The 24,912-nt window shown below is 47.3% G+C and carries 24 protein-coding genes; 12 read left to right on the top strand and 12 right to left on the bottom strand.

Annotated elements, in window-relative coordinates; translation table 11 throughout:
- Positions 1-208: 208 nt before the first annotated feature.
- Positions 209-1,633 carry an aminotransferase class I/II-fold pyridoxal phosphate-dependent enzyme gene (locus CWC46_RS13455; RefSeq protein ID WP_051391500.1) on the bottom strand — a complete coding sequence of 475 codons (1,425 nt, stop codon included), beginning with the start codon at positions 1,631-1,633 and terminating at the stop codon, positions 209-211.
- Positions 1,634-1,851: 218 nt separating this feature from the next.
- Here CWC46_RS13455 and CWC46_RS13450 point away from each other — a divergent pair, with 218 nt between their 5' ends.
- Positions 1,852-2,259: a hypothetical protein gene (locus CWC46_RS13450; RefSeq protein ID WP_021016050.1), complete on the top strand. Its 408-nt coding sequence runs from the start codon at positions 1,852-1,854 to the stop codon at positions 2,257-2,259.
- A 79-nt stretch (positions 2,260-2,338) separates the two neighbouring features.
- On the opposite strand, the gene CWC46_RS23005 is transcribed toward CWC46_RS13450, so the two are convergent.
- A complete protein-coding gene (locus CWC46_RS23005; RefSeq protein ID WP_162300155.1) occupies positions 2,339-2,578 on the bottom strand; it encodes a hypothetical protein in 240 nt (79 codons plus the stop codon).
- A gap of 32 nt (positions 2,579-2,610) precedes the next feature.
- Between CWC46_RS23005 and CWC46_RS13445 the strand changes: the two genes are divergently transcribed.
- The 3 genes from CWC46_RS13445 to CWC46_RS13435 are packed head-to-tail and all read left to right on the top strand — an operon-like array spanning position 2,611 to position 4,216.
- Complete coding sequence (locus tag CWC46_RS13445; RefSeq protein WP_021016052.1) at positions 2,611-2,919, top strand: PLP-dependent aminotransferase family protein; 309 nt, start codon at positions 2,611-2,613, stop codon at positions 2,917-2,919.
- 32 nt (positions 2,920-2,951) lie between these two features.
- Entirely contained in the window at positions 2,952-3,554 is a 603-nt protein-coding gene (locus CWC46_RS13440; RefSeq protein ID WP_021016053.1) for a formyltransferase family protein, read from the top strand.
- Between the two features lie 35 nt (positions 3,555-3,589).
- The gene (locus tag CWC46_RS13435) at positions 3,590-4,216 is read left to right on the top strand and encodes a LysE family translocator (RefSeq protein ID WP_021016054.1); all 627 of its coding nucleotides are present in this window, start codon (positions 3,590-3,592) and stop codon (positions 4,214-4,216) included.
- A 291-nt stretch (positions 4,217-4,507) separates the two neighbouring features.
- On the opposite strand, the gene CWC46_RS13430 is transcribed toward CWC46_RS13435, so the two are convergent.
- The 6 genes from CWC46_RS13430 to CWC46_RS13405 form a co-directional block, all read right to left on the bottom strand.
- On the bottom strand, positions 4,508-5,272 hold the full coding sequence (locus CWC46_RS13430; protein WP_021016055.1) for an inositol monophosphatase family protein: 765 nt from the start codon (positions 5,270-5,272) through the stop codon (positions 4,508-4,510).
- A gap of 16 nt (positions 5,273-5,288) precedes the next feature.
- The gene (locus tag CWC46_RS13425; RefSeq protein WP_021016056.1) at positions 5,289-6,050 is read right to left on the bottom strand and encodes a glycerophosphodiester phosphodiesterase family protein; all 762 of its coding nucleotides are present in this window, start codon (positions 6,048-6,050) and stop codon (positions 5,289-5,291) included.
- Positions 6,051-6,127: 77 nt separating this feature from the next.
- Positions 6,128-7,243: an extracellular solute-binding protein gene (locus tag CWC46_RS13420; RefSeq protein ID WP_021016057.1), complete on the bottom strand. Its 1,116-nt coding sequence runs from the start codon at positions 7,241-7,243 to the stop codon at positions 6,128-6,130.
- Positions 7,244-7,274: 31 nt separating this feature from the next.
- The gene (locus CWC46_RS13415; protein WP_021016058.1) at positions 7,275-8,108 is read right to left on the bottom strand and encodes an ABC transporter permease; all 834 of its coding nucleotides are present in this window, start codon (positions 8,106-8,108) and stop codon (positions 7,275-7,277) included.
- A 4-nt stretch (positions 8,109-8,112) separates the two neighbouring features.
- Positions 8,113-8,967 carry an ABC transporter permease gene (locus CWC46_RS13410; RefSeq protein ID WP_021016059.1) on the bottom strand — a complete coding sequence of 285 codons (855 nt, stop codon included), beginning with the start codon at positions 8,965-8,967 and terminating at the stop codon, positions 8,113-8,115.
- Positions 8,964-10,043 (bottom strand): ABC transporter ATP-binding protein, encoded by a 1,080-nt coding sequence (locus CWC46_RS13405; protein WP_021016060.1) that lies wholly within the window; start codon positions 10,041-10,043, stop codon positions 8,964-8,966. The genes CWC46_RS13410 and CWC46_RS13405 overlap by 4 nt, the downstream gene beginning before the upstream one ends.
- A 517-nt stretch (positions 10,044-10,560) precedes the next feature.
- On the opposite strand from CWC46_RS13405, the gene CWC46_RS13400 reads away from it, so the two are divergent.
- Together CWC46_RS13400 and CWC46_RS13395 are read left to right on the top strand one after the other, a co-directional pair.
- Positions 10,561-11,688: an ROK family transcriptional regulator gene (locus CWC46_RS13400; RefSeq protein WP_084297657.1), complete on the top strand. Its 1,128-nt coding sequence runs from the start codon at positions 10,561-10,563 to the stop codon at positions 11,686-11,688.
- A 251-nt stretch (positions 11,689-11,939) separates the two neighbouring features.
- On the top strand, positions 11,940-14,648 hold the full coding sequence (locus tag CWC46_RS13395; RefSeq protein WP_021016062.1) for a response regulator: 2,709 nt from the start codon (positions 11,940-11,942) through the stop codon (positions 14,646-14,648).
- Positions 14,649-14,713: 65 nt separating this feature from the next.
- On the opposite strand, the gene CWC46_RS13390 is transcribed toward CWC46_RS13395, so the two are convergent.
- Complete coding sequence (locus CWC46_RS13390; RefSeq protein WP_021016063.1) at positions 14,714-15,610, bottom strand: LysR family transcriptional regulator; 897 nt, start codon at positions 15,608-15,610, stop codon at positions 14,714-14,716.
- 99 nt (positions 15,611-15,709) lie between these two features.
- Here CWC46_RS13390 and CWC46_RS13385 point away from each other — a divergent pair, with 99 nt between their 5' ends.
- A complete protein-coding gene (locus tag CWC46_RS13385; protein WP_021016064.1) occupies positions 15,710-16,213 on the top strand; it encodes a phenolic acid decarboxylase in 504 nt (167 codons plus the stop codon).
- Positions 16,214-16,337: 124 nt separating this feature from the next.
- Here the strand turns inward: CWC46_RS13385 and CWC46_RS13380 are convergent, their stop codons facing one another.
- Positions 16,338-16,928, bottom strand: coding sequence for a hypothetical protein (locus tag CWC46_RS13380; RefSeq protein ID WP_021016065.1), 591 nt, complete (start codon positions 16,926-16,928; stop codon positions 16,338-16,340).
- Between the two features lie 373 nt (positions 16,929-17,301).
- Between CWC46_RS13380 and CWC46_RS13375 the strand changes: the two genes are divergently transcribed.
- The 4 genes from CWC46_RS13375 to uspE all read left to right on the top strand — a co-directional run bounded on the left by CWC46_RS13375 (position 17,302) and on the right by uspE (position 20,402).
- Entirely contained in the window at positions 17,302-17,559 is a 258-nt protein-coding gene (locus CWC46_RS13375) for a YjhX family toxin (RefSeq protein WP_021016066.1), read from the top strand.
- A gap of 10 nt (positions 17,560-17,569) precedes the next feature.
- Positions 17,570-18,295 (top strand): SAM-dependent methyltransferase, encoded by a 726-nt coding sequence (locus tag CWC46_RS13370; protein ID WP_021016067.1) that lies wholly within the window; start codon positions 17,570-17,572, stop codon positions 18,293-18,295.
- Positions 18,296-18,561: 266 nt separating this feature from the next.
- Complete coding sequence (gene fnr, locus CWC46_RS13365) at positions 18,562-19,314, top strand: fumarate/nitrate reduction transcriptional regulator Fnr (protein ID WP_021016068.1); 753 nt, start codon at positions 18,562-18,564, stop codon at positions 19,312-19,314.
- Between the two features lie 125 nt (positions 19,315-19,439).
- On the top strand, positions 19,440-20,402 hold the full coding sequence (gene uspE, locus CWC46_RS13360; protein WP_021016069.1) for a universal stress protein UspE: 963 nt from the start codon (positions 19,440-19,442) through the stop codon (positions 20,400-20,402).
- 94 nt (positions 20,403-20,496) lie between these two features.
- Here the strand turns inward: uspE and pntB are convergent, their stop codons facing one another.
- Complete coding sequence (pntB, locus tag CWC46_RS13355; protein WP_021016070.1) at positions 20,497-21,885, bottom strand: Re/Si-specific NAD(P)(+) transhydrogenase subunit beta; 1,389 nt, start codon at positions 21,883-21,885, stop codon at positions 20,497-20,499.
- Positions 21,886-21,895: 10 nt separating this feature from the next.
- Entirely contained in the window at positions 21,896-23,425 is a 1,530-nt protein-coding gene (gene pntA / locus CWC46_RS13350) for a Re/Si-specific NAD(P)(+) transhydrogenase subunit alpha (protein ID WP_021016071.1), read from the bottom strand.
- A gap of 532 nt (positions 23,426-23,957) precedes the next feature.
- Between pntA and ydgH the strand changes: the two genes are divergently transcribed.
- Positions 23,958-24,905 (top strand): DUF1471 family protein YdgH, encoded by a 948-nt coding sequence (gene ydgH / locus CWC46_RS13345; RefSeq protein WP_021016073.1) that lies wholly within the window; start codon positions 23,958-23,960, stop codon positions 24,903-24,905.
- Positions 24,906-24,912: the final 7 nt, after the last annotated feature.

The following is a 24,912-nucleotide window of genomic DNA, read 5'->3' as shown; positions in this document are numbered from 1 at the left end:
TCCGTCCTTGCGACGAACGGGCAAGCAGAACAGATGAGACATGCTGAGGGACAATGCCAGATCTCTATTTTTCCTACCTCAGACACATTAATAACCGTGTGTGGTACGCGTTCCAGTCATGATAATGTTCTGCCCCGCATTGTCCTGATTCACTCAGGAACAATCGTTGAGTCGTAGCCATTGCCGACCCGGTCTGCCTGATTAAATGTTAAAGGCCAAACGCAGGCGTTTTTGCCTCGATAAGACATTGCTCCACTGATTTTGCCAGCGATGCGATCATCCCGTGAGCATCACACAGATGCAGTGAGGAATAACTCAATCTTATCGAAGAAGAAAAGCGTTTTCGTGGAGAAAATAGGGTGCCCGGGGAAATTTTAATTTTTTTCAGCTCTAACTGGTTGCAGAGTTCGCTAACCCGTAATTCACCTGGTAAGTTAATCCACAAATGGTAGCCGCCTTGCGGCAGAGTAAAATGCGTGCCCTCAGGGAAATGCGCTAATACATTCTCCTGAGCAATGGTCAGGTGTTGTCGATAGAGTCGGCGCATTTTGCGAATATGTTTTGCATAGTGGCCCTGTTCGATAAATTGAGCAATTGCCAGCTGTGGTGTTAATGCCGTCATACCGGAGGTCATCAATTTTAAATTGAGTAGCTTATTCTGCTGGCAAGTGGCATAGATCCACCCCGTTTTAATATCAGGCGTCAAAGTTTTAGAGAAAGAGCTGCATAAAATAACGCGATTTTGGCTATCCCAGGATTTTATCGGCCGTGGCCGGGGTAACAGGTAGCTGAGCTCGCTGTAGATATCGTCCTCAATCAACGTAATGTCATATTTATCCGCCATATTAAGTAAATGACGCTTGCGGACATCTGACATTGTGTATCCTTGCGGGTTGTTGCAGTTTGGCGAAAGATAAGCGACTTTAATCGGCAATGTTTCCAGCGCCACGGTAAGTGCCTCCAGACTTAAACCGTGCACAGGATCGGCAGGAATTTCTACCGGTTTAACGCCCGCAATTTTGAACAGTTCCAGAATACCAAAGTAGCAAGGTGATTCAACAGCCACTAAATCTCCTGGCTCGCAGCAGGCTTTTAAAGCAATGAACAGCGCTTCCTTACACCCGTTGGTAATAATGACATCCTCTGCCTGGCTCTGGCAGCTCGCATCCAGCATCAAACGCGAAATATGCTCGCGCAAAACCAGTAAACCCGCAGGATCCCGCCGCGTCTGAGGAAACTTAACGTAATATTTTGTCTGGCGATGTAAAGCGGTAAACAACGGGGTCATGGAGGGCGCATTTATGCATGGATAGCCTGTCCCAAACAGCAGGCCGGGATGCTCCATATAGTATTCAAACGCTATGCTTTCCTGGAACTCTGAGTGCGCAGTCGAAAGATCAACGCTATCTTTGGCTTCTGCGGGGTGAGGCAATGTCTGTATCGTTTTAACATAATAGCCAGACTGGGGTTTTGATTCGATTAAACCATCACTTTCAAGCTGACGATAGGCCTGTTGCACCGTGGTTAAGCTGACACCGTGATCGTTGCTCAAGGTCCGTACCGAAGGCAAACGCGTCCCGCCAGAAAAAACGCCCTTTTCGATCCGTTCACGCAGGTGTTCTGCCACGCTCATATAAAGTTTCATGATTAATTAGTTAAACCTGACAGTGGGGGGTTTTAACATTACTGTACTGAAAAAAAGCACAGTTCGACATCAGTTATCCGATTTTTAATGTTAATTATCGCAACATTATCATGAAAAAAAATTATATTTGTATCTTATATCTGTCAGACCGTCATGGTTAACTAATTCACGGTAAATATCACCCTTTAGCGAGTGTGCCGGTAACCATGAATCGTCAAAGTCTTATTCCGTACATGAGAGAATATGAAGAAAAATTTACCGATGGTGGGCTGGTAAGATGGCTGCCTTACCTGATGTATTTCCATCCTGTCTCGCATGTTTCTCCCGTCGTAAATACTGATAAATTTGGCTTCAGATATGCAGAGAAAGATAAAAGAATCTTCTCTGTTGCAGAACATAATGGTGAGAAGGGATACAAACTTTTAGCCGGAAACTCGACTGTATTTGGTATCGGTGCGACAACGGTGCGTTTTTTACTGGGCATTCCTTTCATAAATAGTACGCCATTAATTCGCGATGCCATTAAAGACGACGAATGGATATTTGTGGATCGTATCCACTTTACGGACCACGGTCACAGGAAAGTTTCACAAATTATCCTTGATGCCATTTAACAAAAGGAAAGAAAGATGCAGTTTTTAAAAAAATACTCTCTGTTTTCTCTCGAAAAAAAAAGAAAAAAAGAACGACTCCTCAATTTACCCCATGTTTTAAGACATTAAAAAGGAAGTAACTGTGGCGTAAAAAATTCAAAGACACGCAGGTTCCAGAAATATGGATCGGTGATGAGACACTGACCCTGACAATCAGAATAAAAAGCTCTTCTGCTATTTCTTCCGTTGAGCTATTGGCGGCTGAAATTAAAGCGTGATCTGAGCAGGCTAAAAAAGCCTGGCAGGCTTGCTTTTGCAGGCAGAAAGCAGCTACTTCCACGCATATATCGGGCTGGAGAATTTTTTCGGGCCATGCTGAAAGAGTCGCTGCACGGTCTTGATTATATAGGTGATATCCGCGGGCGAGGTTTGTTCACGGGTATTGAATTTGTCACTGACCGCTACAGCATGAACCCTTTAACACCACCTCAACACTTCGCGTCACGTTTAAAAACTGCAGGATTAGAGCACGGTCTGCTGCTGTATCCCGGTACCGGTACGGTCGATGGCGTCAATGGGCAACATATGTTGTTTGCTCCCCCTTTTATTGCCAGCGATGACGAGCTGGCGCTGATGGTCGAACGGTTCACCACAGTGCTTTCAAAATTATATCTGAAGTAAAAAGACGAAATTTAACAGGAAGAGGATGAACAATGTCTGAAGACTTATGTTGTAAAGATAAAGTATTACTTTCAGTCTGCACCATGGACTGGTGTGACCTGGGCGTTGAATTTGCGAAAACGATCTTTTCAGACGTCGAAGTATTCTGTTGGGATCCCGGTGATGCGTGGCCAGAACACCTGGAAAACTGGGAGGGTGACTGGATTATTTCGTATCGCGGAGACTTTATCTTTCCTGAGCGCATCTATAAAAGAGCGCGTAAAGGGGCGATTAACCTTCACCCGGCCCCACCTCGTTACCGGGGTTTAGGCAGCCAGCACTATGCGATTTATTATGGTAATGAGACCTACGGTTCAACCTGTCATCATATGGCCCATTCAGTAGACAGCGGACAAATCATTGACGTTGCCAATTTTACGATTGCCCCCGGTGCAACGGCTTCTTCACTGCGTATGCACGTTGGCATTTCCTGCCTGCAACAATTTGCGCGATTGATGTGTGACTATATCGTTCAGGGTAAACCGTTACCGGTTTCTGAATATCATTGGGGAGAGCGGCTTTATAAACAGTCTGAATTAAAAAACTGGATGTTAACTGTACGGGAAAATGAACCGGATCACCGCTGTTTCAAGTGATACCGCTCAGAAGTGCTCTTTAGTCGGGTGAATGTATGTGGGATATGTCTTCGTTTTTTGCGGCACTGCTGGTTTACAGCATAGGTACGGCTTCGCCGGGCCCGGGAAATCTTTCTATCGCCAATGCGGCGATGAATTATGGCCGTAAAGCCGGTCTGATGCTGGCAACCGGTGTGATTTCAGGCTCAATTTGCTGGGGAATGTTAACGGCCCTGGGTGTGTCAGCCATCTTGATCTCTTCGCAGAGTTTTATGGTCTGGCTTAAACTGCTGGGGGCGACCTATTTACTCTGGCTGGCTTTCAAAGCGTTGCGCAGCGCTTTTCGTCCGGGCGATCTCTCTGCCCGGACGACGCGACAGCATCAATATTTGCGCGGCTATTATCTGCAGGGCCTGGGGTTACACTTGAGCAATCCCAAAGCTGCATTAACCTGGTTTACCGTCACCAGCGTGGGGCTGTCGAGTGGCGCTCCGCAGTGGGAAGGCTACTTTCTGGTAGCGACGTGTGCGCTTTTAGGCGTAGTGATATTTGGCCTGTATGCGCTGATTTTCGCCTCACACACGGCAGAAAAGTACCTTAACCGCGCCCGGCGCAGCTTTGACTTAATCTGCGCCGGCTTCTATGCACTGGTGGCGATCGGCTTTTTGCTTTCACTTCATTAAGCGAAGCGCTGTTCGCAAATAATGGACAGTTAAAGGCCTGAGTTCAAGATTCCATTGACTCGGGCCTTTTCATTGTAAGCGTAGGGGTATGAGGCCGGCCCCATAACAATAACTTTCATGATGAAATAGTGGAGTAAGCAGAACAGATGAGACATGCTGAGGGACAATGTCAGAGTCCCTATTTTTCCTACCTCATGCACATCGATAACCGTGTGTGGGCAGTTTCCCGAAGAGATTATGAATATGGCTAAGCACTTCGGTATCATCAGGCTGTCTTATACAGCGCCAGTCTTATGAATAAAAAAATGGTTCTACCACTTTCTGAACCGCCGGTACCGCGGTAGAAATATTCATTTTGCCCGTCATATATGCACCGTGATACTTCACCACCAGCCCGGCTTCCGCGCAGATAACCGTGCCTGCGGCGACATTCCAGATGCTGGTATTCTTTTCGATATAACCGTCGGTAAACCCCAATGCGGCAAAACTCAGGCCAATGGTTGCACAATGATATCTGGCCACCGCCCATCCTTCATCCCGCAGGCAACTATCCATCAGCATGACTTCGGTAATCGGCCAGCCTGCGCTGTCCCCCATTCCCACCAGTCGAACCTCTGGGAAATCCACCTGCCGTTTATAAGGCATGCCATTGCGCCACACCCCACATCCAACTGCCGCCGAAAGTGCTGTACCTAGCATCGGCAACACGATGGCTCCTACCAACGCCAGACCATTTTCGACATATCCCAGAGAAATTCCCCACAGTGGCAAACCTCGTAAAAAGTTGCTGGTGCCATCAATCGGATCAATTACCCAGAATGTGTCATTCACGTCATCCCCCCTTTCTTCGCCCAACAGGGCATCGTTGGGAAACTCATGCCGCAGACGATCCCAGATAAGCTGTTCTATCTGTCGGTCAGCATCAGAGACAAAATCATGCACTGCCTTTTGTTCCGGCATAAGGGTTTCACGTTTGGCAAATAGTTGGCGTGCCAATTGTGCAGCCTCTTCAACCACCGAGTTAGCCGTCTCAAAACGCCGCTGTAATTCAGACATGAAGAACCACCCTTAATTAACCAAGTAGATTGGGAATATCCGACAAAATAGTCTGCGCCCCTCCGTTAAGAAACTCGCGTGCCCGCCCGGCATCATTGATGACCGCGACCGCATATTCAACACCGCTGTCAGCCAGCCGTTTCTGCGCCTCGATATCCGTCAGTTGTGCCTGACAATGCAAAATCTGGCAGTGTGTTTCCTGCAATAATGCCCGGGGATCTCGTGGCGGCACCGAAACAGCAAATGCGCGGGGAACATCCGGCAACAAACGCGCCGCAGCGTGAATCGCACGGATGGAGAAGCTGGAAATGAATAACTGTTCACGATTAGCAGGCCACAGGGTTTTTAGTATGTTGAGCGAAATTTCTGCGGTTTCGATATCATCCCCGGCAGTAGGTTTCAGCTCCAGTTGTAATCCAACATCCAGTTCCAATACACATTCAATCAGCTCTTGCAAAGACGGTATCCTGATCCCGGCGAATGCACTGCCAAACGTAGCGCGTGCATCGAGTGAACGAATCTGTTCGAACGTCAGCCCGGCAACATACCCCTGACCGTTGGTAGTACGATCGACTTTGTCATCATGAATGATCACCGGGTGGCGGTCACGCGAGAGCTTCACATCCACTTCCAGCCATTTGGCGCCCATCTCCGCCGCTTTACACATCGCGGCCAGCGTATTTTCCGGAGCCAGTGTCGACGCACCACGGTGTGCAATCAACGTTTCCGGTACCACAATCCGATGTTCTTGCGGATAGCGACATATCGTCTCAGACATAATATTTCCCTGGTGTATAGGCATAAGAGGTAGCCAGATACTTTAGCTAACCTGCACTTCTGAATGAAAATCAGCGTTTATTTCATCAATACATTGTCGACAAACTGTTTTCTTATCTCATCCCCAAGTGGCTTTTTTGCCCAGACAAGCGACTTGGCGCGATCAAGTCCAGTGGAAGGATGACTAATGTTGTTATTCATATCCTTCGACTGTGGAGCAGAGCCAAATACCTGATGGAAATGCGCCTGAGTGTCGCTGCGGGTCAACCAATAGATAAAGACCAGCGCGGCCGCTTTATGTTTGGCATTCGCCGGGATAGCCACCACGTTGCCGCCACCGGGCATGCCAAAATCAGGAATATAAAATTTGATGTCCCGTGAAATTTCACCTTGATGCTGTAACCCGAGCACAAAATCTTCCCAGGAAGGGGATATTTCGAATTCACCTGCATTGAGGCGGGTGATGCTGTCAGCATTAGAGGCGGTAATCACGTAATCGCCTTTATATTTGTTGAACCATGCCCAGGCCGGAGCCAGACGACGCAATACATCTGGCGAGGCATCACCCTGGCGATAATTCACATCAGGCACCAGTTTGCGGGTAATCGCTTCAATAAATGCCGGTCCGGATCCACCGTTCTCCACATTAAAGGCCAGTTCGCCAGGGTTTTTCTGGATAAAGCGTTCAAACTGATCCAGTGTTCGTGGCACATCAGCCTCGTTTAATCGAGCCGAGTTATAAGCTATAACCGATTGATTTCCCCAAAATGCGACGGCGTAGCCATGCGAATCCACCCCCGCCATCTTGAAACGAAGCTTTTCGCTATCGGGGAGCCGGTTCTGCAATGGACCCCAGAACAATTTCGTCACATCAAAAGAATCAAGCTGATCCGCACCAATGGAAAGCACATCGATATCGCCCTGAGTCCGGTTCTTTTCCGCCAATAATTTATTAATATTGGCCTGTAAACTACCATCCGGAATCGTGACTTTAACCCCGTATTCCAATTCAAACGCTTTCACTTGCTGTCGGAAACGATCCTGAAAATACCAGTTAAACCAGTTAAGTTGCCCTTCTTTACGCGCTTCAGCCACCACCTCATCCCAGCGCATTGATGACAGATCCTGGGCGTATCCCCATGAAAATGGCAAAAACAGTGTTACCAGAAGCATGACTGTAAAAATCTTTAGCATCGGTAGATTTCCTTAACAGTAACTGTCGTCATTAGCCTTTTCCAATCAATGCTGTTGGTGTGACATTTTTCAGGAAACCTTCCAGAATCAGCATCAATAGTACATTGGGGACGACCAGAATAAGCGTGACAACGGCAGCGTCAGGCCGAATGAAGTTATATCCGAGATACGAATAGAGCATGGTCGGTACGGTAATAAAATCAGGGGCGCCAATGATAAAGGAGACAGAAAACTCCTCAATTGAGAGAACAAACACGATGATCAAAGATGCCAGCAGACCTGATTTCAGTATTGGCCAATGAGCTACCCAGAACACCGCCAGCCTGGATGCCCCCAGATTGCGAGCGGCATCAATCAAATCCTGCCGAACCTGGCTGAAAGAAACACTGAGGATACGGATGGCATAAGGCAGAAAAAGTACCGTATGACCGATGAGAATCCCGATGAAACGTGAATAGATGTTGAACCGAGTTAACAACGATGAAAAAAAGACCGCAATCACAAAACTGGGTAATACCAACGGTAACAGTGTCAATAGCCAGGCAACATTCTTGCCATAAAAAGTCAGCCGTCCAAAGGCATATGCCGTAGGCAATGCCAGCAATAAGGTTATCACTGTGACCGTCGGGGCCAGCAAATAACTGTGCATCAGCGTCAACGGTAACGATGTGGTATTCCACAATGTTATCCAGCGTTCAAACGATAGCTTCGGCGGGAAAATTGCCGGATAAGACCAGGGGTGAGCCGGGTCCACCAGCGACCACAACACCGCCATGGCAAACGGTAGAATTATCCAGACCATCCCTAGTGCGAGTATCCCTAGAACCAACAATTTGTTCAGGGTATCCAGACGGGTACGTGGCATTAAATCAATTCCTTATTATTTTAACAAATGACTGAACAGACAGCGCCATCAGGGCAGCACCACACAGGGATAACAGCATCAGCATGACGGCCACTACCGCCGCCATATTCCAGCCAGCGGCACTCTCTTGCTGAGTGCGTAACATGAACTGTGCCATGGAATTAACGCTGACAGGCCCGGCCACTACCTGAAACGAAAAATCGCCAGCCGCACCAATGAAAATCAATACTGTGGCTGTCTGCAACGCACGCAGTGTCAACGGTAGAATGATGCGACGAAACCGATCCCAGCGACCCGCACCCAAATTGCGAGCCGCATCCAGCAGATCACTACTGATTGCTTGCACGGAACCGGTGAGGAGTAGCAAAGCCATCGGCATCTGTTTCCAGATTTGCAGCAAGATCACCCCAATGCCATAGGTGTCGTTCTGCATCCGTATCGGGCGTTCAATCAGACCGAGTTTCACCAACGCAGCATTAAGAAAACCTTGATAAGAAATGAAATTCACAAACAGAAACGCGGCTGCCAGCCCATGCACCAGCAGCGGTGCTTTCAATAATGCGCCAATCATGGATGACCCCGGAAACGGCTTGCGCAACCAGATAGCCACTGGATAGGCAAGCCCGATAGAGAATATGGCGCTCAGTACGGCGATACGTGCCGAATAGAAAAAGGCACGCCAAAGCTGGGAGTCATTCAGGATGGTTTGCCAAAAATGCAACGAAAAACCGCTGTGCCCCGCAAAGTTAAAGAATCCAAACGACTGGGAGATAGTCATGCCAATCACGGCACTTATCAGCACAATAATGGTTCCCAACCCTGGAAGTAACAGCAGATAGGCATACCATGGCGATCTCATGCCACCTTCTCCTTCAGGAAATGAAGCTTGTCGGAAGCAACGGAGAAAGAATAGATCGTCCCTTCTGTCAGCGGTTTATATCCCAGCTGTTGCACACGGAATGTAGCGTTATCATTATTGTCAGAGCACCCCTCAATATCCGTCAGATTACCGAGAAATATTTGTCGCTTAATCTTTAACGGAAAAATGTTTTGCCCTATGCTCCGTTCGGGCAGTAAAGCCGCATCTTCTGGCCGCCAACAGACATAAACGCGAGTAAACAACGGCGGTTCGTCAGACGTTACTATCATTTCACCCAGCACAGTGGTGATTCGGTAACAACCGCCGACCTCGTCACTGGCAATTACATTGCCAATCATAATATTGGCAGTACCCACAAAATCAGCCACAAACCGATTTACCGGCTGATAGTAGATATTCTGTGGTGTTCCCATCTGCACAATGGTGCCGGCATCCATTACAATGACCACGTCGGACATCGCCAACGCTTCCGCCTGATCATGCGTCACATACACAGCAGTAAAACCCTGTTTACGTTGAAGTGTTCGAATTTGCAGACGCAGTTGTTCCCGTAGCCGAGCATCCAGATTGGACAAGGGTTCATCAAACAGCATTACATCAGGCCGAACCGCCATAGAACGGGCCAGTGCTACGCGCTGCTGCTGCCCGCCGGAGAGCTGGCTCGGCAATTTATCCAGATGCCCGGCCAACGACACGCTCAGCGCCGTTTCCATAACACGATAGGTAATCTCTTTCTGTGGGAATCGTTTTTGTTTCAGGCCAAAGGCAATATTCTCCGCTACGGTCAAATGAGGAAACAGTGCGTAAGACTGGAAGCACATCGCAGTATTTCTCCGTTCCGGTGTCACCCCCGCCATATTCTTCCCACCAATATGGATACTCCCCGCATCCAGAGGAATAAACCCGGCGATGGCCCGTAGCAAAGTGGTTTTCCCACATCCCGAAGGGCCGAGAAGCGTAATAAAACACCCTTCCTCGACCTTAAATGATATCTCCTTCAGTACCGGAGTATTATCGAAGCGCAGGCTGACACCATCGACTGCTAGCTTACTCATGTTTGTATCTCCTTAAACAAAGCGTCAATTTCTGTCACGGTATGCCTGCCATCTTGCAAGTTTCAGGTGCACTGGTGGCGCTCTGTTACCCAAATCACTCACCTTTTGCTCATCGGGATTCCTTCATTTGCCACCGTCCTGCGGCTCGCAATCTATTGGGTATATATTGATGTCATCACTCTTTATGCTTCTTGATTCTTCATTTATAATGCATTGTGAATGATAATAATTTCAATTATATTTCATAAAAGTGAATAGAAATTTAATTAAAATAACTTACTGAAAAATAAAATATATTTATTTATAGCCATTAAATAAATCCACTTTTAATCTCATATTTTTTGTTTTTAAATAAAAAAAATTCATTTATCATTCATTGTGTTTAATAATTAACAATGCAATACCCAACTGAGTTCCCCGTTACTTTCGGGATCGTGATAACACGGCAGGAACATGTTCAAATACAACGGAAATGCACTTTCGACTGATGATGAATAACCATGAAAAAATCCATAACATGCCTCTGCTGAATGGCAAGAGTAATGACAGCGTGTCAGTAAATGAGCGGATGGTACTGGAGATAGTTCGCCGTCATAAAAACGTGATGCGTTCAGCTATTTCGCCACTAACCAACCTTACTCAACCTTCCGTGCACCGCATTATTGACGCCTTGCTGGAACGCGGTTTATTGAAGCTGGGAGAAACCATTGTTCATGGGCGCGGCAAACCCAGTCCGGCACTGACATTAATGTCTACAGCACGCTATAGCATCGGCATTTCCGTCAATACGGATAGCGTCTCTTTCTGCCTGTGTGATTTTGCCTGCCATGTTATTCATGAAGAGGTACTGGATATCCCGCTTGATAACCGTGCCCGAGCCATGATCATGCTAAAAGATCGTGTCCGTCAGGCACTGCTGGATAAACATATTTCTGCATCAGATGTGGTTGGTGTCGGATTTGCCATGGCGGGTTTCCTGATAGGGGAAATGCGTATGTTTAATGCTCCCGAACCTTTACGTGACTGGTCGCTGGTAGATCTTAGACATGAGTTACACGCCCTGTTCGATATGGCAGTCTGGACGGAAAATAACGGCACGACTGGTGCACTGGGAGAATCCCTACTCGGCGCTGGATTGGATTACCCCACATTCGGTTATTTTTCTTTTAATTACGGTTTTGGCGGCGGCATTATTATTGATGGCAAACCATTTGTTGGCTCATTTGGAAATGCCGGTGAAATAAGCCGTATTTATACCGCACAAGAGAGCCATTCCCGTCCGGCACTGGGAGAACTCATCAAGCGGTTGAACAACCGTGGTATTGATATCCATTCCGTCAGTGCCCTGAGGCGCGACTTCAATCCTGACTGGCCTGGCGTCGCCGAGTGGGTGGAAGAAGTTGGCCCTTATCTTAATCGGGCTATTGATGCCATGCGCGCTATAATCGATCCGCAAGCCATTGTGTTCGGTGGTGAACTGCCTCATGCGCTGGGAGAAATGCTGTTACAGATTCCACTGACGGTCCAGATACAGCGCTATGGATGCAACGCCTACTATCCGCGTATGTTGATCAGTCAGATCCCAGGCGATCCTTCCGTAGTCGGCGCGGCGATGATGCCATTCAAAGCGTGCTATTTTGCCTGAATATCTTCTCATTCCGACGCTGTTCATCCTGAGCATAATGCCGTCCTCTCTTAGATACCGTTCCTGAACCCATTTGGTTACACAGACCAAATGGGTTTTATTCGTCAAACACTTTCATAATGCGCCATAAGCGTAATGGACGACTACACTCATTAAATTACTTTCACCATTAGCTCATGTTTCAGTTAACACTGTGCTACGTAATTACGTCATTAAAGGGATGCTACCAACAATCTGTCTTAGGGAGATTTATGACTGAGCTACTTGCCCCTGCGCTTGATCATCTGAATGCCGCCATACTGGTTTATGATGCAGATGACCGGCTGATAGCGTTTAACCAAAAAGCCATTGAGTTCTATCCGGAAGTCAAGGATGTGCTGAAAGTAGGCATCACCCTTCATGATCTGGTCGCCAGTTTCGTTTCTGCCGGATATATTTCAGATGACACAGAAAACAGACAATCATTAATTGATGCCTTGGTAAAACGCAGTCGTCTGGACAGACACTACGAAGTTCGGCAGTTACCTGACCGCAAGTTGTTTATTCAGATCAGTCATACACCGGATGGAGGCAGAGTCAGTCTGCATACCGATATTACCCGCTACACTGAAGTCCTCAATTCTCGCAAACAACTCCATGAAGATTTTTTGCTGATAGCAGAATCCACTCATATTGGCGTGTGGGACTGGAACGCCAGAAAAGATATTTTGCAGGTAAGTGATATTTTTTTGGCATTGCTCGGATATCCACGCATCGCCTGGTATTACTCTTCCAACCTGCTGGCTGAGCTAACCCATCCTGATGATCGGGAAACCGTCTCCAATCTGTTACATGCCGCCAGTAACCAACGACTTCCTATTTTTGACTGTGAAATCCGTATTCGGCATTTCAACGGTCACTATCGCTGGATGCTGCTGTCCGGACAAATCAGCAGCTTGACGATAGAAGGAAAAATAGAACGTGTTATCGGCACCATGCAGGACATCACCAACCGTAAGGAAGCTGAAGCGTTCTCACGTCAGTCCGCCGCCGCCGCGCAAGCCGCCAACGAAGCCAAAAGTCTGTTTCTGGCAAACATGAGTCACGAAATTCGCACACCGATGAATGGTATTTTAGGTATGGCGCAACTTTGTCTGGATACGAAACTGACCCATGAACAGCATGATTACATCACCATGGTGTATAACTCCGCTCGCTCCCTGTTACACATCATTGACGATATTCTCGATTTTTCCAAAATTGAAGCGGGAAAGATTATCCTGAATGAAGAGGATTTTGAGCTACGCCCTTTTATTCAGGAAATAATCCGCCCTTTTATGCCGGACGCGACAGAGAAGAACATCGAATTGCTGGTCGATATCTCTCAAGATGTTCCACAGATGCTACGGGGTGATAACCTCCGTTTACGTCAGGTGCTAAACAATCTGGTCAGTAATGCACTGAAATTCACTCATCATGGCGAAATTTTACTGAAAATCAGCCTGGTCCCCCACAACGACCGTCTTCTGTTTCTGGTACATGATACCGGTATTGGTATTCCCGACGAAAAACAGAAACTGATTTTTGAATCCTTCAGTCAGGTCGATGCATCCACCACTCGCAAGTACGGCGGAACCGGTCTGGGGCTGACAATCTCTTCCCGATTGGTGGAAATGATGAAAGGAAAACTGGTGGTCGAAAGCGTGCCAGGGGAAGGCAGTACCTTTAGCTTTACCCTGCCTTTTCCCCTTTCCCACCATACTGATATCCGATCATTGGTACTTCCCGCCGAACTCCTCGGTACACCGGTACTGGTGGTGGATGACAATGCAACTAACCTGCGTCTGATGAAAGATATGCTGCGCAATATGGGACTCCGCCCCATTACAGTCAGCAGTGGCGCATTAGCGCTGTCACTGGTGGAAAGCAACAGTGATTTTCCATTGATTATGCTCGACGTGCAGATGCCTGACATGGATGGTGTATCGCTGGCCGCCACTCTTTCCGCTATGCCCGCGTTCCACAATAGTACTTTCATCATGCTGAGTTCCATGGGTCGCGCTATGGATTCGACCGCATTAACAGCGCTTGGTGTGTCCCACGTTCTCAGTAAACCTATCGCGCAGAGCGAACTGTTCAACATTATCGTCAAATCGTTTACCGGAAAGCACTGTCTGGCGGTGCCAGAGGAACCGGCAACGCCCCAGCCAGACTCCCTGGAGGCTTACCGCATACTGCTGGCGGAAGACAACCTGGTAAATCAGAAACTGGCGGTCAATTTTTTGAATAAGCTGGGCCATCAATGTGATGTTGCCAACAACGGCATGGAAGTGCTGGAAAAACTCGATGAGACTAGTTACGACCTGATTTTTATGGACTTGCAAATGCCGGAAATGGATGGCGGAAAAGCCACACAGATTATCCGCGACATGGAGTCCCATCAGCCCGCATTACAGCACCATATCATCATCGCGCTAACCGCTCATGCCATGCAGGGGGACCGGGAGTATTGTTTGCAACACGGTTTCGACGGTTATCTTGCCAAACCTATTACCATGAAGGCACTACAGCAGGAAATTCACCGGGTGATGACTCAAGAGCAGAAACTTACGCCATTACCTGATCCCACAAGTGAGACGCTGGATGAGCAGACGCTATTACAACGCTTTTATGGCGATACCGCATTAATGAAAGAGTTGTCAGGCATTTTCATCCAAAGGTTCCCGGATTCGATCACAACGCTTCATACCGCGATTAACGAACGTAAACTACAAACAGTTCAGCAGGAAGCACATAAATTACGAGGTGAAAGCAGCAACTTTGGTTGCGATGAGTTGGTAGCACTATTGCAACGGATAGAACACGCGGCCAGGCAGCATGATCTACCCCAACTTGATGAACTGGCAATCGAACTGAAGCCATTGAGTTTCCGGCTGCTAAAATCGCTGCAAACCATAGTTGGTGACGGCTATACAAGGTGACTTTTTCCACAGGAGACGCTTTATCAGCCGTGACAGCCGTGACATTCGTGACATTGTCACGAATGTCAACCCACTGCATCTGACACTTCGTCCATCAGTAGTTGTACCAAGGTGTTTACTTCCTGATCAAAAAACTGTTTCTCTTCATTTACCACCAAATACAACGACGTCGCACGGCGTGCGCCCTGAATCAACGGCAACGGTTTCAGCTCACCGCAGTCCAACCAGTGTCGGATACGCGATTCAGGTAACCAGCCATAACCAACCCCGTGAGTAATCGCTTCAATTGCTGCTTCAACGGTAGTAAACGTCCAATTTTCTGCCGCGACGGGCATACGACGGCTGTTCTTTTGCTGGCGTCGGTCAACAAATTCAATAAGTGGATAGCGTGCCAGATCATTATTGGAAAGCGGTGCCGGAATCTGATGCAGAGGATGATCGCAGTGTGCAATGGCGACAAACATTATGTCCATTAATAGCCGACCACGGGTTATCCCGTCAGCAGGTTGTGTTATCAACCAGATATCCGCATCCTTATCAGTTAATTGTGCCGGACTTTCGCTACGCAACACTTCGGCTAAGTGTACTTGCGTCAACGGATGACGCTGCTGAAACGCTCGTAATACTGCAAATAGATGATTTTTAGGGAAAATACAGTCCACGATCAAGTCAATCCGGGCTCGCACTCCTCGTTTTAATCCCTCCGCACGGGATTCCAAATCTCGAAAAGCCGCTAATAAGGGCAATGCCTGTGACAACAGTAATTGCCCTTGTGCAGTGAGCTCGGCCTTTCTGCCCACCTGTTTTAGCAATGGCACGCCAATCCGTTTCTGCAATACGGAAATCTGGTAGCTCACTGACGACTGGCTGCGATTAGATGCTTCGGCTGCCTGAGCAAAACCGCCATATTCAATCACGGCGCGCAATAATTCCCATTGTTCTAGTGTGGTTTTAGTCAACATTGATTCATCGAATTTTTGAATTAAATAACATTAAAAACAGCGTTATTAATCAATTTAATTCATATATATACTTTTTGCATCATAAACGGAGGGCAAACGATGCCAAGTTTTAATCAGCATGATCTGAATGGGTTTGTAGGTAAGCATCTGGTTTATACCTACGATAATGGCTGGAACTATGAGATTTACATTAAAAACGCGAAAACCATAGACTACCGCATTCACAGCGGTATCGTCGGTAACCGTTGGGTCAAAGATCAGTTAGTTTATCTCGTGCGTATTGCCAGTGAGGTCTATAAGGTTTCCTGGACCGAGCCTACTGGAACGGATGTTAGCCTGTCCATCAATCTGAGTGAGCGGATTTTCCACGGCACTATCTTCTTCCCTCGCTGGGTTATCAATAACCCGGAGAAAACCGTGTGCTTCCAGAATGATCATATCGCTGAAATGGAAGCTTACCGCGAGGCAGGCCCGGCTTATCCAACAGAGGTGATTGATGAATTTGCCACTATCACCTTTATACGTGACTGCGGTGAGAACGATGACAGTGTGATTAACTGCCCAGCCAACGAGTTACCAGCTGATTTCCCGAATAATCTATAACACTTCATGCGTCATACCACGTCAGTGAGTCAACGAAAAATCAAATACCTACGGAACGCTTGATGACATCCATCAAGCGTTCCGGAAGGCATAAAAAGTGTCCACTTATGCCAGGATGAATCCCTCACTTTTTGAAACCCACCACACTCCTGGCCAGCGCCGCAATTAAATCATCACTCTTTTTGCTAACTGCATCGAATGTTTTATCATCAACGACGGTCACCGGCTGAACCTCCATCACCCGCCCTTTAACGGTGGTCGCGCATAATAAATGCAGCACCTTATTATTAATCATTGCCTCCAGACAATTAAACGTAAGCCCGGAATCCGTCACCAATTCCCGTTTTTCCGGTCTGATACGCTGGCGAATCATCTCTTTCTCGGCACTGGCAAGCACAGCTTTCAGATAAGGCTCACCTTCGTTTTTTGCTTCAGGTATTTTGCCGTTACTGTCCATAGGTAGTGCATAAAGGGTAACCAGCGCTTTGCGTTTGGTCGCTGATTCAATATATTCGGCCTCAACGGCATGACTGGCGGGGTCGACGTTAATACTACGCCGTTTTAATCCATCGGCCGAAGTGGGTAATGCAGCAGCCAAATCCTGAGTGGTATAACCGGCAATAACATCAGCATTATTCTGATCCGCATAGCCATACAGTGGTAGCGCCAGCAACATTCCATAGATCACACGCTTACTTAGAAAATTAAATTGCATTAATTCATCCTCCCTCATTTAAATATGAATATACCTGAGACCAAAGAGCTGTGTGTCTGTGAGATGTATAATTCGTTGTCGTTGTCACACAACCCCAAGATTTCTCGGCATTTAACCCCATTGAAGGAAAGCGTACATCTGAACCATGAAATAACCCGTATCTACCTGGAGGCATTATGTGGAGCGTGTTATTATTGACAGTGTAAATACCGTTCATCTCATACCGAGGCTTTGATGCTGGAGAATGTAATCATCAGATAATCAGCTTCCCGACCTTCTCAGGCCGGACTGGTTATCGCTGCGCTTAAACCTTACGCAAACACCTGCGGGTGTTAGTTCGTTTTTGCACATGATGATTAGCAGGTTTTTCAGTATGAATTTATCCCGTCAGGAACAACGTACCTTACATGTTCTCGCCAAAGGTGGACGTATCATGCACGTCCGTAATGATTCAGGCCGCGTCACATCCGTTGAATGCTACAGCCGCGAAGGACTGTTGCTCAGCGACTGCACACTTGCCGTCTTCAAAAAACTCAAAACTAAAAAGCTGATTAAGTCTGTCAATGGTCAGCCCTACCGCATCAATACCACCGGGCTGAACAACGTTCGCGCCCAGCCGGACAATCGCTAAGGAGTAAGTCATGAATATGACGATGAGCACACCTTTTACCGACAACTATGACAAATCGTTTCTTCTGGAAACGATGATGGGGCCGAATGCCATGCGCATTATGGAAGAAATGGCAAATATGCTCCCCATTTCTCCGGGAATGCGTATTCTCGACCTCGGTTGCGGAACGGGAATTTCTTCCATTCTGCTTGCGGAAAAATATGATGTGACCGTGTTTGCAGCCGATTTATGGATCTCCCCTACCGAAAACGCAAAGCGGTTCGCGGGGCTGGGGCTTGAATCCAAAATAATTCCTCTTTTGGTCGATGCAACGAAAGAGATCCCATTTGCTCATGAATACTTTGACATGATCATAAGTGTGGATGCTTATCAGTACTTCGGCAGTAACGAAGCCATGCTGTCGAAACTCCTGCCTTTTGTAAAAAAAAATGGACTGATAGCGGTTGCCGTACCTGGATTTATACAAGACTACCCAGAAGATCAGTTGCCGGAGGAGGTTCAACCTTTCTGGACACCAGACTGGTATTTTTATTCCTGTAACTGGTGGAAGGCTTTATGGGTAAAAGAACCGGGCATAAAAATTACCATACTGCGCGAAATGAACTCATGCCAGCAGGCATGGGATGAATATCTGCAATCACCCAGTTGGCATGCTCAAAAAATGATTCCCATAATGCAGGCAGGGGCCGGAAAATATTTCAACATTATCCAAATCGTAGGGCGGAAAGTTTTATAGGACCTCGCCTCTAATTTCCTCCCCGCCCGTCAAAGGCGGGGAGAATTTCCACGAAATAAACGGTATTTACTGCCACAGAAAACCTTTCGCTATAAAATTAATGATACAACGCAACACCCGCCCGCAGCATCCCTTTTCGATAAATAGTCGCTTAAAACATTAGTTAGCTCACTATTTATAAATCTGTTCTTGGAATAAGGGCTCTTATCAGGCGCAATAAAAGCTGTTAAAATTGACCAATATCAATTATTGCCTGAGCAAAATCTATGATCCCGGAAAAGCGAATAATTCGACGCATTCAGTCTGGTGGTTGTGCAATTCATTGTCAGGATTGCAGCATAAGCCAGCTTTGCATTCCGTTTACCTTGAACGAGCACGAGCTGGATCAACTCGACAATATCATTGAACGAAAAAAACCAATCCAGAAAGGACAAGCGTTGTTTAAAGCGGGTGATGAACTCAAGTCGCTGTACGCCATTCGTTCCGGCACCATAAAAAGCTATACAATTACTGAACAGGGTGACGAACAGATCACCGGCTTTCATTTGGCCGGTGACCTGGTGGGGTTTGACGCGATTGGCAGTGCCCTGCACCCCAGTTTTGCGCAAGCTCTGGAAACGTCTATGGTCTGTGAGATCCCTTTCGAAACACTTGATGACCTTTCCGGTAAAATGCCCAATTTGCGCCAGCAGATAATGCGCCTGATGAGCGGTGAAATCCGAGGCGATCAGGACATGATACTGTTGTTGTCAAAGAAAAATGCCGAGGAACGTCTGGCGGCATTTGTCTATAATCTCTCGCGTCGTTTTGCCCAACGCGGTTTCTCTCCGCGCGAGTTTCGTCTCACCATGACCCGTGGCGATATTGGCAACTACCTGGGACTGACGGTAGAAACTATCAGTCGCTTGCTGGGACGCTTCCAGAAAAGCGGCATGTTAGCGGTGAAAGGGAAATATATCACTATTGAAAACAATGAGACGCTGGCCGAGCTGGCGGGTGCTGCCAAAAGCAACGCCTAACCTATTGCCGGATCAATGATTTTTCTGAATTATTGATCCAGCGCCCATCATCAGTTGTTCAAAGCGATTTCATTGAGGTACTCTTAATTTACTGGCTGTGGATTGACAGTCGTTAGGAGGACCCTATGGCGAAGTATCAGAACCTACTGGTAGCTATTGACCCTGATCAAGATGACCAACCGGCATTACGTCGCGCTGTTTACCTGATTCAACGGCTTGGCGGCCGTATCAAGGCGTTCCTGCCTATTTACGACTTTTCTTACGAAATGACCACTCTGCTCTCACCCGATGAACGAACAGAGATGCGACAGGGCGTCATCGCTCAACGTATTGAATGGATTGCAGAACAATGCAAACACTATATTGATGCAGGCGTTTCTATTGATATTAAAGTGGTCTGGCACAATAAACCCTTTGAAGCCATCATTCAGGAAGTCATTACCGGGAAGCATGATCTATTGCTCAAAATGGCTCACCAGCATGACAGGCTGGAAGCCGTTATCTTTACACCTACTGACTGGCAACTGTTGCGTAAATGTCCTTGCCCGGTATGGATGGTAAAAGATCAGCCCTGGCCGGAAGGCGGACGCGCTTTGGTTGCTGTCAATCTGGCGAGTGAAGACCCTTATCACGACCCACTTAATGTAAAACTGGTTACCGAAACCTTGGAATTGGCCAAGCAGGTGAACCAAACAGAAGTCCATCTTGTTGGTGCCTACCCGGTAACCCCCATCAATATTGCCATTGAACTGCCTGATTTTGACCCCAGTGTCTACAACGATGCCATTCGTGGGCAACATTTGATTGCCATGAAAGCGCTACGTCAGAAATTTAATCTGGATGAACGACTAACCCATGTTGAAAAAGGGCTGCCAGAAGAAGTCATTCCTGATCTAGCGGAACACTTACAGGCTGGGGTGGTGGTGTTGGGTTCTCTGGGTCGTACAGGACTGTCCGCCGCCTTTATCGGTAACACTGTCGAGCATGTTATTGATCACCTAAAATGCGATTTGCTGGCGATAAAACCCGAGGATTTCGTTTCTCCAATCGTTCAGGGAAACGATAATAACGAGGATAAAACAGAGTAAAATTCCGATCTCATACCTGGGTTTATTGACAATCAGGGGGTTAATTTCCCCTGATTGTGCACCCTTCAATGAAACGCTATAGCCTATCCACCCGTTACAGTGCTTTCAGAATCGCTTCCACACTCGCTTTGGCATCACCAAACAGCATTTGAGTATTCTCTTTAAAGAACAGTGGATTCTGAACACCTGCATAACCGGTATTCATTGAACGTTTAAAGACGATAACATTCTGTGCTTTCCACACTTCCAGCACCGGCATACCTGCGATCGGACTATGCGGATCTTCCTGTGCCGCCGGGTTTACCGTGTCATTAGCACCGATAACCAGCACCGTATCGGTATCAGCAAAATCATCATTGATTTCATCCATTTCCAACACGATGTCATACGGAACCTTGGCTTCAGCCAGCAACACGTTCATGTGCCCAGGTAAACGTCCAGCAACCGGGTGAATGCCAAAACGAACCTTCACACCCCGAGCTCGCAGCTTGTCGGTAATGTCATGCACTGGATATTGTGCCTGTGCCACCGCCATTCCATACCCCGGAGTAATAATCACCGAACTGGAATTCTTCAGCAACTCTGCAACCTCTTCCGCAGACGTTTCACGATGCTCTCCCACTTCTTCACTACTTCCGGTAGAAGAACCATCAGACCCGAATCCACCGGCAATTACACTGATGAAAGAACGATTCATCGCCTTACACATGATATACGACAGGATCGCACCCGATGAGCCGACTAATGCCCCGGTGACAATCAGCAGATCGTTGCTCAGCATGAAACCCGCCGCCGCCGCCGCCCAACCAGAGTAGGAGTTCAGCATTGAAACGACCACTGGCATATCCGCACCACCAATGGATGCCACCAGATGCCAACCAAAGACCAGCGCAATAGCGGTCATCAATAACAACGCAATGGACTGCAATGCAACACTGCCAGTATTTACGAATAACAGGAGCAGTAGGAAAGAAACGACCAGCGCCGCCAGATTCATCTTATGACGATGAGGCAACATCAACGGCTTAGAGGAAATAAGGCCGCGCAGTTTACCAAAAGCCACCACTGAACCGGTAAAGGTCACCGCACCAATAAAGATCCCCAGGAAAACTTCCGTCAAATGGATATTTACCATTACTGCATCGGTAATTTCTCCGTGATCAAGAAAACTGTTGAATCCTACCAGTACTGCGGCGATACCCACGAAACTGTGCAAAATGGCAACCAGTTCCGGCATTTCAGTCATTTCCACCTTACGTGCCAGATAGACACCAATCGCGCCACCAATCAGCATAGCGATGATGATCCAGCCGATATTGCCGGCATGAGGTCCCAAAATCGTTGCCAGTAAGGCGATAGCCATCCCGGTAATACCGAAAATGTTTCCCTGCTGGGATGTCTCATGCTTGGATAACCCAGCGAGACTACAAATAAACAGAATGGCAGCGACAATGTACGCTGCTGTAACTAATCCCCCAGACATGTGCTACCCCTTAATTCTTGCGGAACATTTTCAGCATGCGCTGAGTGACGGTAAAACCACCGAAAATATTAATGCTGGCGATCAATACGGCAATGAAGGATAAACACGATACCCATCCACCATGGCCAATCTGCAGTAATGCGCCCACCACAATAATGCCTGATATTGCATTGGTGACCGACATTAGCGGGGTATGCAGAGCATGACTCACGTTCCACACCACGTAGTATCCCACCACGCAGGCCAGTGCAAACACGGTGAAATGCGAGAGAAATTCTTTTGGAGCCACATTAGCCAACCAGCCAAACAACGCAATAGCCACCGCCATGAAAATGAATTTATTCCATGGTGAAGACTTTTTGACTTCCTTTTTCTCCGTTACCACATCGGGTTTCGCTTGCTGCGGTTGGACTGAGACTTGAATTGGCGGCGCTGGCCAGGTAATTTCGCCATTTTTAACCACGGTAACACCGCGGATAACGGTGTCTTCAAAATCAATATCTATTTCACCGTTTTTCTCTTTACACAACAACTTGAGCAGGTTCACCAGATTGGTGCCATAGAGCTGTGAAGATTGGGTTGGTAGACGGCTCGGCAGATCGGTGTAACCAATGATTTTGACGCCATTTTCCGTAAGCGTAACCTGATCGGCGACCGTAAGCTCACAGTTACCGCCTGTTTGCGCCGCCAAATCGACGACTACGCTTCCAGGCTTCATGCTCAATACCATCTCTTTGGTAATCAGACGTGGTGCAGGCTTCCCAGGGATCAATGCAGTAGTGACAATGATATCCACGTCTTTGGCTTGCGCCGCAAACAGGGCCATCTCGGCATTGATAAAAGCCTCAGACATGACTTTGGCATAGCCATCACCACTGCCTGCCTCTTCTTCAAAATCCAACTCGAGGAACTCGGCCCCCATACTTTTGACCTGCTCTTTCACTTCAGGTCGTGTATCAAACGCACGGACAATAGCCCCCAGACTGCCCGCCGCACCAATTGCCGCCAGACCCGCCACACCAGCACCAATAATCATGACTTTTGCCGGAGGCACTTTACCGGCAGCGGTAATCTGCCCAGTAAAGAAGCGGCCAAATTCGTGTGCAGCTTCCACAATGGCACGATAACCCGCGATATTGGCCATTGAACTGAGCGCATCCATGGATTGCGCACGGGAAATACGCGGCACTGAATCCATGGCTAATACCGTTACCTGTCGCTCAGCCAGCTTTTGCAGTAATTCAGGGTTCTGAGCCGGCCAGACAAAGCTGATTATCGTGCTGCCTGCACGGACTATCTCAACTTCATCATCCTGCGGCGCATTGACTTTCAGGATAATATCGCTTTGCCAAACATCCTCTTTTCCCAGAATGGTCGCACCAGCCTGTTCATAAGTAGAATCGTCAAAACTGGCAAGTTTCCCTGCTCCACTTTCTATTGCGACCTCAAAACCCAACTTCAGCAGCTGCTCCACCGTTTTCGGTGTAGCTGCGACCCGGGCTTCATTGGTCAACCGTTCTTTTGGTACACCAATACGCATACTGAATCCCTTTTCGCTTATTTTTTAACGAAGACCATCTATTATTGTCACCCACGTGAAAAACAGTTTACCGCCACTGTTCAACCCCATTGCCATGACGGCAAACTCAGTTATAACCTACTGAAAATATGATTGATAATCCACATGTAAAGCCATTTTGTGCTAAAAGCGGAGTTATGGCGGGTGACAACCCCAATTTTCGGTCAGATATAACACTTATTACACGCTTTTTTAGCATTAATAACATAACAATATTCTGCACCAATTCACAAAAACCACGTGTTACATGCTTGTTAAATAATGCTAATGTCTATAAATACGCTTTATGATGCAAAAAATACCATTCACTACTATTATTAATCGTTTTCATTGCAGCCAATTTATCGCCATTATTCGTAGCCACTCCCTCTAGGATATTACTTAAAATGCTGAAGCAATGGAGATTGTTCCGTGTCATAATCATCCGCTACAACATAGAACCTAGAGTGGCCAGTACGAATTAACCGTATTACGTCAGAAGAAAGGATTTTTTATGAAGCTGAAAACCAGCGTTATTGCATCCACCCTCTTTTCAATATTAACGTTTTCGGCGCAGGCTGCGCAGGAACTTACTCCAGAAAAAGCACAATCAATAAAACCCTTTGAGCGTATCACGTTCATGGGACGCTATGACGCCATCTATCAAGCCGCAGCAGATGCTGCCAAACAGGCTGACAAACATGGGGCTGACGCGTTTTATATTCAGGGCACTTCGGAAGTTAACGGTGGGCGATGGGCTGTTACGGTAGATCTGTACCATAAAGATGCGCCTCCGGCTACCCACGATGTCGTTTATCGGGAATTTAACGGTGTTAAAGAGTTACCCAAAAATGAAGCCGTCAAGCTGGAACCTTATGATACCGTAACCGTTAATGGCTCTTTTTCTAATCAGCCAGACATCGAGGAAAGCATAGCCAACGCGGCAAAAGCAAAAGGCGCATACTCATTCTTTATTGTGCGACAAGTCGATATCAACTCTGATGGCAATAGTCAGAGTATTACGGCGTTTATTTATAAAAAAGATGCACCTAAGCGTCGGGTTCAGAGTCCCGATGTTATCCCGGCAGATTCTGATGCTGGCAAAGCTGCTTTAGCGGAAGGCGGTGCGGCAGCTTCTAAAGTGGAAATTCCTGGTGTAGCGTTTTCCTCCAGTTTAAGTAATAAAGTAGGTAATTTCTTTCAGACGCAAAGCTCACCCAATAACCGTTACACTGTCACCCTGGATAATGGCAAAAAGGTTCAGGAGTTGAACAATGCCACCGCCGCCCAAATGGCGCCGTTTGATTCTATTACCCTGCGGGACAATTTTACTTCCCCGACGGATATCTCCGAAGCTGTTGCTAAGGAAGCGGGAAAGAAAGGGGCTAAGTACTATCACATCACCAGAGAGTGGCAGGAAAGAGGCAATCGCTACACAATCAGTGCCGACCTGTATAAGTAAATCTTTA

The organism is Prodigiosinella confusarubida, from assembly GCF_002847015.1.
Taxonomy (GTDB): Bacteria; Pseudomonadota; Gammaproteobacteria; order Enterobacterales; family Enterobacteriaceae; genus Prodigiosinella; species Prodigiosinella aquatilis.
Note: the sequence above shows the minus strand (reverse complement) of the source record. Positions and strands in the feature narration are given on the sequence as shown.

Excerpts from the sequence above, each read along its gene's own strand:
- CWC46_RS13455 (WP_051391500.1), bottom strand. The coding sequence starts at position 1,633 with ATGAGCGTGGCAGAACACCTGCGTGAACGGATCGAAAAGGGCGTTTTT.
- CWC46_RS13450 (WP_021016050.1), top strand. The coding sequence starts at position 1,852 with ATGAATCGTCAAAGTCTTATTCCGTACATGAGAGAATATGAAGAAAAA.
- CWC46_RS13445 (WP_021016052.1), top strand. The coding sequence starts at position 2,611 with ATGCTGAAAGAGTCGCTGCACGGTCTTGATTATATAGGTGATATCCGC.
- CWC46_RS13440 (WP_021016053.1), top strand. The coding sequence starts at position 2,952 with ATGTCTGAAGACTTATGTTGTAAAGATAAAGTATTACTTTCAGTCTGC.
- CWC46_RS13435 (WP_021016054.1), top strand. The coding sequence starts at position 3,590 with ATGTGGGATATGTCTTCGTTTTTTGCGGCACTGCTGGTTTACAGCATA.
- CWC46_RS13430 (WP_021016055.1), bottom strand. The coding sequence starts at position 5,272 with ATGTCTGAATTACAGCGGCGTTTTGAGACGGCTAACTCGGTGGTTGAA.
- CWC46_RS13425 (WP_021016056.1), bottom strand. The coding sequence starts at position 6,050 with ATGTCTGAGACGATATGTCGCTATCCGCAAGAACATCGGATTGTGGTA.
- CWC46_RS13420 (WP_021016057.1), bottom strand. The coding sequence starts at position 7,243 with ATGCTAAAGATTTTTACAGTCATGCTTCTGGTAACACTGTTTTTGCCA.
- CWC46_RS13415 (WP_021016058.1), bottom strand. The coding sequence starts at position 8,108 with ATGCCACGTACCCGTCTGGATACCCTGAACAAATTGTTGGTTCTAGGG.
- CWC46_RS13410 (WP_021016059.1), bottom strand. The coding sequence starts at position 8,967 with ATGAGATCGCCATGGTATGCCTATCTGCTGTTACTTCCAGGGTTGGGA.
- CWC46_RS13405 (WP_021016060.1), bottom strand. The coding sequence starts at position 10,043 with ATGAGTAAGCTAGCAGTCGATGGTGTCAGCCTGCGCTTCGATAATACT.
- CWC46_RS13400 (WP_084297657.1), top strand. The coding sequence starts at position 10,561 with ATGCCTCTGCTGAATGGCAAGAGTAATGACAGCGTGTCAGTAAATGAG.
- CWC46_RS13395 (WP_021016062.1), top strand. The coding sequence starts at position 11,940 with ATGACTGAGCTACTTGCCCCTGCGCTTGATCATCTGAATGCCGCCATA.
- CWC46_RS13390 (WP_021016063.1), bottom strand. The coding sequence starts at position 15,610 with ATGTTGACTAAAACCACACTAGAACAATGGGAATTATTGCGCGCCGTG.
- CWC46_RS13385 (WP_021016064.1), top strand. The coding sequence starts at position 15,710 with ATGCCAAGTTTTAATCAGCATGATCTGAATGGGTTTGTAGGTAAGCAT.
- CWC46_RS13380 (WP_021016065.1), bottom strand. The coding sequence starts at position 16,928 with ATGCAATTTAATTTTCTAAGTAAGCGTGTGATCTATGGAATGTTGCTG.
- CWC46_RS13375 (WP_021016066.1), top strand. The coding sequence starts at position 17,302 with ATGAATTTATCCCGTCAGGAACAACGTACCTTACATGTTCTCGCCAAA.
- CWC46_RS13370 (WP_021016067.1), top strand. The coding sequence starts at position 17,570 with ATGAATATGACGATGAGCACACCTTTTACCGACAACTATGACAAATCG.
- fnr (WP_021016068.1), top strand. The coding sequence starts at position 18,562 with ATGATCCCGGAAAAGCGAATAATTCGACGCATTCAGTCTGGTGGTTGT.
- uspE (WP_021016069.1), top strand. The coding sequence starts at position 19,440 with ATGGCGAAGTATCAGAACCTACTGGTAGCTATTGACCCTGATCAAGAT.
- pntB (WP_021016070.1), bottom strand. The coding sequence starts at position 21,885 with ATGTCTGGGGGATTAGTTACAGCAGCGTACATTGTCGCTGCCATTCTG.
- pntA (WP_021016071.1), bottom strand. The coding sequence starts at position 23,425 with ATGCGTATTGGTGTACCAAAAGAACGGTTGACCAATGAAGCCCGGGTC.
- ydgH (WP_021016073.1), top strand. The coding sequence starts at position 23,958 with ATGAAGCTGAAAACCAGCGTTATTGCATCCACCCTCTTTTCAATATTA.